The organism is Azotobacter chroococcum (genome assembly GCF_004339665.1).
Classification (GTDB): Bacteria; Pseudomonadota; Gammaproteobacteria; order Pseudomonadales; family Pseudomonadaceae; genus Azotobacter; species Azotobacter chroococcum.
On the sequence record NZ_SMMU01000068.1, the window covers coordinates 1 to 12,158 of the forward strand.

Here is a 12,158-nt window from a genome sequence, read left to right on the forward strand (position 1 = left end):
TCGCGTGAACTGACTCGCTTTCATGATCCACCTCCCGCATGCGGAAACGTCATGATCAGCTTAGCTTGCTGCAACAGCTAACTCAGACATAGCCTTTAGGAACTCAGGCCGCCAGCGCCTCCATGGCCACCGGAGTTCTGTAGCCGTTGCTGCTGTGCAATCTGATCTGGTTGTAGTAGCAAGTCAGGTAGCGCAGTACATCGGACTCTGCTTCAGCCGGGCTGCCATAGCCGCTGGCAGGTATCCATTCGGTTTTCAGACTGCGAAAGAAGCCTCCACGGCCAGTCGATAACGATGGCGGCGCTGCTGCGTGCTGACCACACCGGCCTCCCGCATCAGGCGGGCCGCCTTGTAACGGCCAACAGCGTGGCCTTCACTGCGTAGCGCGGCTGCCAGTGTGCGCGCTCCTGCCGAGCCCCGGCTACGCTCGTGCAGCACGACCAGCCTGGCCCGCAGGCGATCCCGGCGGGGATTGCGCCGGGCCTGCCGACTGCGCTGCTGGTAATAGCTGCTACGTCCAACGCCGAAGGTCAGGCACAGCTCGATGACCGGGAATTGCGTGCTCAGCATGCCGATCAGGCTCACCGATCGAGCGAGTCGGACATCAAGAGCGCGGTAGCCTTTTTTAGGATTTCGTTCTCCTGCTCGATCCGGCGAATACGGGCTTCCAGCTCCTGAATGCGCTGCTGCTCTGGCGTCATCGCCTTCGATTTCGGCGTCTTGCCGTCACGTTCGAGCCGGAGCTGTTCGACCCAGCGGCGCATGGCCGTCGGTCCGACACCCATCGCCGTGCAGGCCTCGGTCACGCTGTAGTGGCGATCAAGCACGAGGGCTGCTGCTTCGTGCCTGAACTCAGTGGAGAAAGATCGTTTTGCCATGTTCTGTTACCTCGCTGTGTGACGGTAGCGTACCGCCCTATCGGGGTGTCCAGAATCATTAGGCCATTACAGGGCGGCCCTTTCGGCAAGGGCCGCCCCGTCAAGCAAGGAAGGGAAGCAGGATAGGAAAGGGCGCGGTTATTTGCCGATGCAGAAGCTGGAGAAAATGCGTCCGAGCAGGTCGTCCGGGGTGAAGGCGCCGGTGATTTCCCCAAGTGCCTGCTGGGCCTGGCGCAGGTCCTCGGCGAGCAGCTCGCCAGCCCCGCAGCCGATCAGCTGGGCGTGCCCATGGTCGAGATAGGCGGCGGCCTGGCGCAGGGCCTCCAGATGCCGACGGCGGGCACTGAAGCTGCTCTCGACGGTCTGTTCAAAGCCCATGCAGGCCTTGAGATGCTCGCGCAGCATCTCCAGGCCTTCGCCGGTGCGGGCCGACAGACCGAGAATGACCTGCCCGTCGCTGCCCTGCTCCTGAACCACCGGCTCGCCGGATAGATCGACCTTGTTGCGGATCAGGGTGACCTTGCCCGGCTCCGGATGCAGGTCGAAGAATTCCGGCCAGAGGGCGAAGGGATCGGCCGCTTCCGGAGCGCTGGCATCCACCACCAGCAGCACCCGGTCGGCCTCGCGGATGGCCTGGAGGGCGCGCTCGACGCCAATCCGCTCGACCTGGTCGGCGGTTTCCCTGAGGCCGGCGGTATCCACCACGTGCAGCGGCATGCCGTCGATGTGGATATGTTCGCGCAGCAGATCCCGGGTGGTGCCGGCGATGTCGGTAACGATCGCCGATTCGCGCCCGGCCATGGCATTGAGCAGGCTGGACTTGCCGGCATTCGGCCGGCCGGCGATGACCACCGTCATGCCGTCGCGCAGGAGCGCGCCCTGCCCCGCTTCGCGCAGCACTGTGGACAAGTCGGTGCGCAGGCCGTCGAGCAGTTCAAGCACGCGGCCATCGGCGAGGAAGTCGATCTCCTCCTCGGGAAAATCGATGGCAGCCTCGACGTAGAGGCGCAGCTCGATCAGTCGCTCGGTCAGCGCGTGCACCCGGCGGGAAAACTCGCCCTGCAGCGAGCGCAGCGCATTGCGCGCCGCCTGCGCCGAGCTGGCCTCGATCAGGTCGGCGATGGCCTCGGCCTGGGCCAGATCCAGCTTGCCGTTGAGAAAGGCCTGCTCGCTGAACTCGCCCGGACGGGCCATGCGCGCGCCCAGTTCCAGGCAGCGGCGCAGCAGCAGGTCGAGCACCAGCGGACCGCCGTGACCCTGCAGCTCCAGCACGTCCTCGCCGGTGAAGGAGTTCGGGCCGGGGAAGAACAGCGCGATGCCTTCGTCGAGCACCTGGCCCGTGCCGTCGCGGAAAACGCCGTAGTGGGCATGCCGCGGCTTGAGCGGACGCTCGCAGATACTCGCGGCGAGCACCCCGGCCAGGGGGCCCGAAACCCGCACGATGCCGACCCCGCCGCGACCCTGGGCGGTGGCGATGGCGGCGATGGTTTCGCGTGCACTGTGCATGGCGGACTCCGGATAGCAAGACGCCCCACGAAGGGGGCGTCTGTGTCTGGCTGACGGCGGGAAGGGATCAGGCCTGCTGCGCGGCCTTCTCGATCTGCCGGGTAATGTACCACTGCTGACCGATGGAGAGGACGTTGTTGACCACCCAGTACAGCACCAGGCCGGCCGGGAACCAGAGGAAGAAGAAGGTGAAGATGATCGGCATCAGCTTCATCACCCGGGCCTGCATGGGATCCGGCGGCGTCGGGTTGAGCGTCTGCTGGAAGAACATGGTCGCGCCCATGATGATCGGCAGGATGAAGTACGGATCCTTGATCGACAGGTCGACGATCCAGCCCAGCCAGGGCGCCTGGCGCATCTCCACACTTTCCAGCAGCACCCAGTAGAGGGCGAGGAACACCGGCATCTGCACCAGGATCGGCAGGCAGCCGCCGAGCGGGTTGATCTTCTCCTTCTTGTACAGCTCCATCATCGCCTGGGACATCTTCTGGCGATCCTCGCCGTGCTGTTCCTTCAGGGCCTGCAGCTTGGGCGCGACCGCGCGCATGCGGCCCATCGAGCGGTAGCTGGCCGCCGACAGCGGGAAGAAGGCCAGCTTGATGATGATGGTCAGGACGATGATCGACCAGCCCCAGTTGCCCAGCAGGGCGTGGATGACACCGAGCAGCCAGAAGATCGGCTGGGCGATGAACCACAGGAAGCCGTAGTCGACGGTCAGCTCGAGGCCCAGCGAGAGGGCCTCAAGCTGGTCCTGGTCCTTCGGACCGGCATACAGGCGGGTAACGGTTTCGCCGCTGGCACCGGCCGGGATGTTCAGTGCCGGACCGGTGAAGCCGATGATGTAGTTGCCCTGGCTGTCCTTGCGGGTCTGCACCAGATTGCTGTCGTCCTTGGACGGAACCCAGGCGGTCACGAAGTAGTGTTGCAGCCAGGCGATCCAGCCGCCCTGCACGGTTTCGCGCAGGCTCTTGTCGTCCATGTCGCCCATGGACACCTTCTTGTACGGCTCGTCGGCAGTCCACAGCGCGGCCCCCAGATAAGTGGCGGTGCCGGTCGCGGTGGTCGAGGACGGGTCGGCGCTGGCATCGCGCTTGAGCTGGGCGAACAGGTTGCCGCTCCAGGGCTGCTCGCCGTGGTTGGCGATCAGGTGGCGGACTTCCAGGTCGTACGCGCCGCGCTTGAAGGTGAAGCGCTTGGTGTAATCGACGCCGGCCTCGCTGAATTTCAGCTCGACCACCAAGCTGTCCTGTCCGTCGGCCAGCTGGTAGCTGCGCTGCTCACTGACGTACAGCGGGCGTCCGCTGGCGCGGGCGTCCGGACCGCTGGCGCCGGTCAGACCGCTCTGCGCCAGGTACAGGCGTTCGCTACCGTTGTCGAACAGCTGGAAGGGAATCTCCGGATGGTCCTGGCGACGCGGAAACTGAGGCAGCTTGAGCTGCACGATGTCGCCGCCGCGCGGATCGATGGCCACTTCCAGCACATCGGTGCGGACCTGGATCAGGTCGGGACTGGCGGTACCCACCGCGGTGTCCGGCGTCCGGGTTTCACTGCCCGCGGTGGGAACGTCCACGCTGGCCGACGGGGTGGCGGACGCGGCTTCCGGCAGGGCCGGCGTGGCGTTCTGGGCAACGGCATTCTGGGGCGGTAGCGGTGCCTGGCCGTAATCCTGGTTCCACTGCAAAACCAGCAGGTAGGACACGACTGCCAGGGCGACGAGCAGGATCGAGCGTTTGATATCCATGGTTACTCGGCCATCGAAGAGGGTCGGGAGGTTTTGATCGGGGGAACGGGATCGTAGCCACCCGGATTCCAGGGATGACAACGCCCGAGACGGCACAGGCTCAGCCAGCCGCCACGCAGCAGGCCATGGCTGGCGATGGCTTCGTGCGCATAACAGGAACAACTGGGGTGGAAACGGCAATGGCTGGCCATCAGCGGACTGATCGCGTAGCGGTAGAACTGGATCGCGGCGAGGGCCAGTTTACGCATGGGAATTTCCAGCCGCCTCGGCAGCGGTCTGCGGCCGGCTGCGGGCGAGTCGTTTCCAGAGCTTGCCGAATTGCTGCGTCACTTCGGCGTTATCCAGCTCGCCGAGGCCCTTGCGGGCGACTACCACGATGTCCCAGCCGGCCAGGCTGTCCTGGTTCAGGCGGAAGGAGTCGCGGATCAGACGTTTCAGACGATTGCGCCCGACGGAGAGCTTGACGCTCTTCTTGCCGATCACCAGCCCGAGGCGGGGGTGCTCCAGATCGTTGGGGCGCGCAAGGAGCAGGACGTGCTTGCCCGGAACCTTGGCGGTCGGGGAGTCGAAGACGGCCTTGAACTGGCGGGGAATCAGCAGGCGCTTTTCCCGACCGAAGTCTCGACTCACCATCCGTTCCGGCTGAATCAGACGGTCAGGCGCTTGCGGCCCTTGGCGCGGCGGCGCGACAGGACCTGACGGCCGTTCTTGGTGGCCATGCGGGCACGGAAACCGTGGGTGCGAGCGCGCTTGAGGGTGCTGGGTTGGAAAGTGCGTTTCATGATGCTCTACCTGGTGGTCACGTAGCGGGCCGGAAGTGGCCCCCGATTTAAAGAGACGGGCGATTCTAGAGAAAGCCGCGGGGCAGGTCAATTTCCAACCAGCAGTGCAACCGGAAAGCGCAGGCTCTCCCCGGGTTTTTCTGGGGAGCGGTCGCCGGGTTTTTCGAGGTTGTTGAAAAGACGTGTGGAAAGCGTCCACAGAAAAATTAGAGAAAGGAAATCTTTTAAAAGACTGTTACTGCTGTATTAACTGGTCTCCGACAAATCTGTGGAAAACTTATTCACAGCCTTGAAATGCCTGCTTTGCACGAATGTATAAATCTGTCGATTATGGGTGGATTTCTTGTGCGCGACCTGTGCAATACGTGGGTATAGATTGGATGGTTATGCACAGCAGAGTTATCCCTGGATTTTTCCTCAGGGTTGTACACGGATTTCACGGCCAGTTATCAACAGACTTTTCAAGGAGTCGTTTGACTGATCCGTTACCGGTCAACTTTCCACGAACGGTCATCGCGCAGTCCATGTGGATAACTCAATTTCGGAAGGCTACAATGGCAGACTGTTTTTTGCCCGCCGTCTGGGCGGCGAGGGGAGATACGTGTCTGTGGAACTTTGGCAGCAGTGCGTCGAACTGCTGCGCGACGAGCTGCCCGCCCAGCAATTCAACACCTGGATTCGCCCTCTGCAGGTGGAAGCCGAAGGCGACGAGCTGCTTGTCTATGCGCCCAATCGCTTCGTTCTCGACTGGGTCAACGAGAAGTACCTCAGCCGGCTGCTCGAATTGCTCGGCGAGCGCAGCGAGGACGTCACGCCCTCGGTTTCCCTGCTGATCGGCAGCAAGCGTAGCCCTGCGCCGCGCGCGGCGCAGCCCGCTTCCCTGGCGCCGCCGGTGGCTCAGGCATCCGCGCCGATGGTGGCCGACGAGTCTCCAAGTGCGAAACCCGTGGATGCACAGCCGGCAGCGAACCCGGCGACGGTGCACACTGAGCGTTTGGTGCAGGTCGAGGGCGCACTCAAGCACACGAGCTATCTGAATCGAGCCTTCACCTTCGAGAATTTCGTCGAGGGCAAGTCCAACCAGCTGGCGCGCGCCGCCGCCTGGCAGGTGGCGGACAACCCCAAGCATGGTTACAATCCGCTGCTTCTCTATGGTGGGGTCGGTCTGGGCAAGACCCACCTGATGCATGCCGTGGGTAACCACCTGTTGAAGAAAAATCCCAACGCCAAGGTGGTCTACCTGCATTCGGAGCGCTTCGTCGCCGACATGGTGAAGGCGTTGCAACTCAACGCGATCAACGAGTTCAAGCGCTTCTACCGCTCCGTCGATGCGCTACTGATCGACGACATCCAGTTCTTCGCCAAGAAGGAGCGTTCCCAGGAGGAGTTCTTCCATACCTTCAACGCCCTGCTCGAAGGCGGCCAGCAGGTTATCCTCACCAGCGACCGCTATCCGAAGGAGATCGAGGGGCTCGAGGAACGCCTGAAGTCGCGTTTCGGCTGGGGCCTGACGGTAGCCATGGAGCCGCCGGAGCTGGAAACCCGGGTGGCGATCCTGATGAAGAAGGCCGAGCAGACGAAGATCGAACTGCCCCACGACGCCGCCTTCTTCATCGCCCAGCGCATCCGCTCCAACGTGCGTGAACTGGAAGGTGCGCTGAAGCGGGTCATCGCCCACTCGCACTTCACCAACCATCCGATCACCATCGAACTGATCCGTGAATCGCTGAAGGATCTGCTGGCGCTGCAGGACAAGCTGGTCAGTATCGACAACATCCAGCGCACCGTCGCCGAGTACTACAAGATCAAGATCGCCGATCTGCTCTCCAAGCGCCGCTCGCGTTCGGTGGCCCGCCCGCGACAGGTCGCCATGGCGCTGTCCAAGGAGCTGACCAACCACAGCCTGTTGGAGATCGGCAACTCCTTTGGCGGTCGTGATCACACCACCGTCCTCCATGCCTGCCGCAAGATTGCCGAACTGCGGGAATCCGATGCAGACATCCGCGAGGACTACAAGAACCTGCTGCGTACCCTGACCACCTGAGCCAGACGCAACCGACTGGGGACTGGACCATGCATTTCACCATTCAACGCGAAGCCCTGCTGAAACCACTGCAACTGGTCGCCGGCGTCGTCGAACGCCGGCAGACCCTGCCGGTGCTCTCCAACGTCCTGCTGGTCGTCGAAAGACAGCAGCTGTCGCTCACCGGCACCGATCTGGAGGTCGAGCTGGTCGGCCGCGTGCCGCTGGAAGAAAACGCCGAGCCCGGCGAGATCACCGTGCCGGCGCGCAAGCTGATGGACATCTGCAAGAGCCTGCCGAACGACACACTGATCGACATCCGCCTCGACGAGCAGAAGCTCCTGATCAAGGCCGGCCGCAGCCGCTTCACCCTCTCCACTCTGCCGGCCGGCGATTTTCCCACCGCCGAGGAAGGCCAAGGGTCGCTGACCTTCTCTTTGGTGCAGAGCAAGCTGCGCCGGCTGATCGAGCGCACCAGCTTCGCCATGGCTCAGCAGGACGTGCGTTACTATCTGAACGGCATGCTGCTGGAGATGAACGGCGGCGTGCTGCGCGCGGTCGCCACCGACGGTCACCGCCTGGCGCTGTGCGCCATGCAGGCCGGTATCGAGCATACCGACTGCCATCAGGTCATCGTGCCGCGCAAGGGGATTTTGGAGCTGGCACGCCTGCTCACCGACCAGGACGGCGAGGTCAGCATCGTCCTCGGCCAGCACCACATCCGCGCTACCACCGGCGAGTTCACCTTCACCTCCAAGCTGGTCGACGGCAAGTTCCCCGACTATGAGCGCGTGCTGCCGCGCGGCGGCGACAAGAAGGTACTCGGCGACCGCCAGCTGCTGCGCGAGGCCTTCAGCCGCACGGCGATCCTCTCCAACGAGAAGTACCGAGGCATCCGTCTGCAACTGGCCAGCGGCCTCTTGAAGATCCAGGCCAACAACCCGGAACAGGAGGAAGCTGAGGAGGAAGTGGCGGTGGACTACAGCGGCGATGCTCTGGAGATCGGCTTCAACGTCAGCTATCTGCTCGATGTACTGGGCGTGATGAGCGCCGAGCAGGTACGCCTGACCCTGTCCGACTCCAACAGCAGCGCCCTGCTCCAGGAAGCCGACAATGACGACTCTGCCTATGTCGTCATGCCGATGCGCCTGTAAGCCTGTCGTTCTGCGTCGATGTCCCTCGGACGCGTGACCGTCACCGCGGTGCGCAACCTGCACCCGGTGACCCTCACTCCCTCGCCTCGCATCAACATCCTCTACGGTGCCAACGGCAGCGGCAAGACCAGCCTGCTGGAGGCGATCTATCTACTCGGCCTGGCTCGCTCCTTCCGCAGCCAGCGCCTTTCGCCGGTGATCCAGCACGAGCAGCCGACCTGCACGGTATTCGGCCAGGTGCAGGGAGGCGACGACGGGCGTGTGTGTAATCTCGGCGTGGCCCGCAACCGGCTGGGCGAACTGCAGATTCGCATCGACGGGCAGAACGTGCGCAGCACCGCGCAGCTCGCCGAGGCCCTGCCGCTGCAGCTGATCAATCCGGACAGTTTTCGCCTGCTGGAAGGTGCACCCAAGGTGCGCCGGCAGTTCCTGGACTGGGGCGTGTTCCACGTGGAACCTCGTTTCCTGCCAGCCTGGCAGCGCCTGCAGACGGCCCTGCGCCAGCGGAACTCCTGGCTGCGCCATGGTAGAATCGACGCTGTTTCGCAAGCCGCCTGGGACCGGGAACTGTGCCTGGCGAGCGAGGAAATCGACAGTTATCGACGCAGCTACATTCAGGCGCTGAAGCCGGTCTTCGAGAGCGTTCTGCGCGAGCTGGTGGAGCTGGACGGTCTGACCCTGAGCTACTACCGCGGCTGGGACCGGGAGCGCTCGCTCGGCGAGGTTCTTGCTGCTTCCCTGCCGCGTGATCAACAGCTGGGGCATACCCAGGCCGGTCCCCAGCGGGCCGATCTGCGTCTGCGCCTGGCCGCGCACAACGCCGCGGATCTTCTTTCGCGCGGTCAGCAGAAGCTGGTGGTCTGTGCGCTGAAGATCGCCCAAGGACATCTCGTCGACCGCGCCAGACGCGGCCAGTGCATCTATCTGGTCGACGACCTGCCCTCCGAACTGGACGAGCAGCATCGCCGCGCCCTCTGCCGCCTGCTCGAAGAACTGAACTGCCAGGTGTTCATCACCTGCGTAGACCTTGAAGCATTGCGTGAAGGCTGGCGCACGGACACGCCAGTTGCCCTGTTCCACGTGGAACAGGGCCGTATCACCCAGACCCACGATCGGGAGTGAAGGTAATGAGCGAAAACCAGACGTACGACTCGTCCAGCATCAAAGTCCTGAAGGGCCTGGATGCCGTACGCAAACGCCCCGGCATGTACATCGGCGACACCGACGACGGCACCGGTCTGCATCACATGGTGTTCGAGGTGGTCGACAACTCGATCGACGAGGCGCTGGCCGGCTACTGCAACGATATCAGCATCACCATTCACACCGACGAATCCATCACCGTGCGCGACAATGGCCGGGGCATCCCGGTCGACCTGCACAAGGAAGAAGGCGTTTCCGCTGCCGAAGTCATCATGACCGTGCTGCATGCCGGCGGCAAATTCGACGACAACAGCTACAAGGTGTCCGGCGGCCTGCATGGCGTGGGGGTCTCGGTGGTCAATGCGCTCTCCGAGGAGCTGGTGCTGACCATTCGCCGCGACGGCAAGGTATGGGAGCAGACCTACGTGCACGGTGTGTCGCAGGCCCCGCTGGCCGCGGTCGGCGACACCGAGGGCACCGGCACCCAGATCCACTTCAAGCCCTCCGCGGAAACCTTCCACAATATCCACTTCAGCTGGGACATCCTCGCCAAGCGCCTGCGCGAGCTGTCCTTCCTCAACTCCGGGGTCGGCATCGTTCTCAAGGACGAGCGTAGCGGCAAGGAGGAGCTGTTCAAGTACGAAGGCGGCCTCAAGGCTTTCGTCGACTACCTGAATACCCACAAGAACGCGGTCAGTCAGGTGTTTCACTTCAACATGCAGCGCGAGGAGGACGGCGTCGGTGTGGAAGTCGCCCTGCAGTGGAACGACGGCTTCAACGAGAACATCCTCTGCTTCACCAACAACATTCCGCAACGTGACGGCGGCACCCACCTGGCCGGCTTCCGTTCGGCGCTGACCCGCAACCTGAACGCCTACATCGAGCAGGAAGGCCTGGCCAAGAAGCACAAGGTGGCGACTACCGGCGACGATGCCCGCGAAGGCCTGACCGCGATCATCTCGGTCAAGGTGCCGGATCCCAAGTTCAGTTCGCAGACCAAGGACAAGCTGGTCTCCAGCGAGGTGAAGACCGCCGTCGAGCAGGAGATGGGCAAGCATTTCGGCGATTTCCTGCTGGAGAATCCCAACGAGGCCAAGGCGGTGGTCGGCAAGATGATCGATGCTGCCCGTGCCCGCGAGGCCGCGCGCAAGGCCCGCGAGATGACCCGCCGCAAGGGCGCGCTGGACATCGCCGGCCTGCCCGGCAAGCTGGCCGACTGCCAGGAGAAGGACCCTGCTCTCTCCGAACTTTACATCGTCGAGGGTGACTCCGCCGGCGGCTCGGCCAAGCAGGGCCGCAACCGCAAGACCCAGGCAATCCTGCCGCTCAAGGGCAAGATCCTCAACGTCGAGAAGGCGCGCTTCGACAAGATGCTCTCCTCCGCCGAGGTCGGCACCCTGATCACCGCGCTGGGCTGCGGGATCGGCCGCGAGGAGTACAATATCGACAAGCTGCGTTACCACAACATCATCATCATGACCGACGCCGACGTCGACGGCTCGCACATCCGTACCCTGCTCTTGACCTTCTTCTTCCGCCAGATGCCCGAGCTGATCGAGCGCGGCTACGTCTACATCGCCCAGCCGCCGCTGTACAAGGTTAAGAAGGGCAAGCAGGAGCAATACATCAAGGACGACGAGGCCATGGAGGAATACATGACCCAGTCGGCCCTCGAGGATGCCAGCCTGCACGTCAACGAGCGCGCGCCCAGGCTTGTCGGGCCGGCGCTGGAGCGGCTGGTCAACGACTACCGCACGGTGATGAAGACCCTCGCCCGCCTGTCGCGGCTCTATCCCCAAGACATCACCGAGCACTTCGTCTACCTGCCGCGCGTCGGTCTCGAGCTGCTGGGCGAACAGGCGGCCATGCAGTCCTGGCTGGAGCAGTTCCAGACCCGCCTGAAGGCCAGCGAGAAATCCGGCCTGACCTACCGGGCCAGCCTGCGCGAGGACCGTGAGCGTCATCTCTGGCTGCCCGAGGTGGAAATGGTCGCCCACGGGCTGTCCAGCTACGTCACCTTCAACCGCGACTTCTTCGCCAGCAATGACTACCGCACCGTTACCGCCCTCGGCGAGCAGCTGAACAGCCTGCTGGAAGACGGCGCCTACGTGCAGCGCGGCGAACGCAAGAAGCCGGTGTCCAGCTTCAAGGAAGCCCTCGCCTGGCTGATGGCGGAAAGCACCAAGCGCCACAGCATCCAGCGCTACAAGGGCCTCGGCGAGATGAACCCCGAGCAGTTGTGGGAAACCACCATGGACCCCAGCGTGCGGCGCATGCTCAAGGTCACCATCGAGGACGCCATCGCCACCGACCTGATCTTCAACACCCTGATGGGCGATGCCGTCGAGCCGCGCCGCGAGTTCATCGAGAGCAATGCGCTGGCGGTGGCGAATCTGGATGTGTGAGGAAGTGTCGATGGGCACATTGTTTGTACACATTTGAGCAATCTCAGTGTCATACGGGAACCCCGGCCTTTCGCCGGGGTTTTTCTTTTAAATCAAATACTTATGTGTTAATAAGGGATTGGCGGGCTTTCATCTGGCCAGCTGTCCCGCTCGCGAAAAGAGGGCAAAGTCAGTGGAAAAATGCGGCTGGTTGAGTGCTGGAGGCGCTGTCAATTGAGCCAAAATGAAGAAGCTGTGGATAAAGACTCTGTGGATAAGTACGGCAGCCACTGATGAGGATATCGACCACGACGGTCAACTTACCCGTTTCCCTAGTTGCCGATCTTCTCCTCTCCACGACTCTTGCGAAGAACCATAAAAGTACAAACAGCGCCAGCGGCCGCTGCCGTAAAACCACTGGACAATTCAAGGCCGATAGCAGGGCCATAATTGGTTCATCGCATTTTCCCGGGGAAGGCGGCCTTGATTTTCAGGAAGAAGTACTCCTCGTCCCGGAAACCGTAGGCCATGCGCTTGATCACCTTGA

12 protein-coding genes are annotated in these 12,158 nt (G+C 63.0%); 4 read left to right on the forward strand and 8 right to left on the reverse strand.

The features are described 5' to 3' along the window. Nucleotides 1-103: 103 nt before the first annotated feature. The 8 genes from EV691_RS24335 to rpmH form a co-directional block, all read right to left on the reverse strand. Nucleotides 104-259 carry a hypothetical protein gene (locus EV691_RS24335; protein WP_377812121.1) on the reverse strand — a complete coding sequence of 52 codons (156 nt, stop codon included), beginning with the start codon at nucleotides 257-259 and terminating at the stop codon, nucleotides 104-106. Next, nucleotides 256-585, reverse strand: coding sequence for an IS3 family transposase (locus EV691_RS24340; RefSeq protein ID WP_377802376.1), 330 nt, complete (start codon nucleotides 583-585; stop codon nucleotides 256-258). Before EV691_RS24340 ends, EV691_RS24335 begins: the two co-directional genes overlap by 4 nt. Continuing rightward, complete coding sequence (locus EV691_RS24345; protein ID WP_377802375.1) at nucleotides 582-878, reverse strand: transposase; 297 nt, start codon at nucleotides 876-878, stop codon at nucleotides 582-584. The genes EV691_RS24340 and EV691_RS24345 overlap by 4 nt, the downstream gene beginning before the upstream one ends. A 138-nt stretch (nucleotides 879-1,016) precedes the next feature. Continuing rightward, complete coding sequence (gene mnmE / locus EV691_RS22600; protein WP_131301615.1) at nucleotides 1,017-2,384, reverse strand: tRNA uridine-5-carboxymethylaminomethyl(34) synthesis GTPase MnmE; 1,368 nt, start codon at nucleotides 2,382-2,384, stop codon at nucleotides 1,017-1,019. Between the two features lie 67 nt (nucleotides 2,385-2,451). Continuing rightward, complete coding sequence (yidC, locus tag EV691_RS22605) at nucleotides 2,452-4,125, reverse strand: membrane protein insertase YidC (protein ID WP_131301618.1); 1,674 nt, start codon at nucleotides 4,123-4,125, stop codon at nucleotides 2,452-2,454. A gap of 2 nt (nucleotides 4,126-4,127) precedes the next feature. After that, entirely contained in the window at nucleotides 4,128-4,373 is a 246-nt protein-coding gene (yidD, locus tag EV691_RS22610) for a membrane protein insertion efficiency factor YidD (RefSeq protein ID WP_039807269.1), read from the reverse strand. Next, a complete protein-coding gene (rnpA, locus tag EV691_RS22615; RefSeq protein WP_039807273.1) occupies nucleotides 4,366-4,758 on the reverse strand; it encodes a ribonuclease P protein component in 393 nt (130 codons plus the stop codon). Before rnpA ends, yidD begins: the two co-directional genes overlap by 8 nt. 14 nt (nucleotides 4,759-4,772) lie before the next feature. Further along, nucleotides 4,773-4,907 (reverse strand): 50S ribosomal protein L34, encoded by a 135-nt coding sequence (gene rpmH / locus EV691_RS22620; RefSeq protein WP_003458028.1) that lies wholly within the window; start codon nucleotides 4,905-4,907, stop codon nucleotides 4,773-4,775. 601 nt (nucleotides 4,908-5,508) lie between these two features. Here rpmH and dnaA point away from each other — a divergent pair. The 4 genes from dnaA to gyrB are packed head-to-tail and all read left to right on the forward strand — an operon-like array spanning nucleotide 5,509 to nucleotide 11,632. Next, nucleotides 5,509-6,951 (forward strand): chromosomal replication initiator protein DnaA, encoded by a 1,443-nt coding sequence (gene dnaA, locus EV691_RS22625; RefSeq protein ID WP_131301621.1) that lies wholly within the window; start codon nucleotides 5,509-5,511, stop codon nucleotides 6,949-6,951. Between the two features lie 29 nt (nucleotides 6,952-6,980). Further along, the gene (dnaN, locus tag EV691_RS22630; RefSeq protein WP_089166635.1) at nucleotides 6,981-8,084 is read left to right on the forward strand and encodes a DNA polymerase III subunit beta; all 1,104 of its coding nucleotides are present in this window, start codon (nucleotides 6,981-6,983) and stop codon (nucleotides 8,082-8,084) included. 18 nt (nucleotides 8,085-8,102) lie between these two features. Continuing rightward, complete coding sequence (gene recF, locus EV691_RS22635) at nucleotides 8,103-9,206, forward strand: DNA replication/repair protein RecF (RefSeq protein ID WP_131301623.1); 1,104 nt, start codon at nucleotides 8,103-8,105, stop codon at nucleotides 9,204-9,206. Between the two features lie 5 nt (nucleotides 9,207-9,211). Beyond that, nucleotides 9,212-11,632, forward strand: coding sequence for a DNA topoisomerase (ATP-hydrolyzing) subunit B (gene gyrB / locus EV691_RS22640; RefSeq protein ID WP_131301626.1), 2,421 nt, complete (start codon nucleotides 9,212-9,214; stop codon nucleotides 11,630-11,632). Nucleotides 11,633-12,158 lie beyond the last annotated feature (526 nt).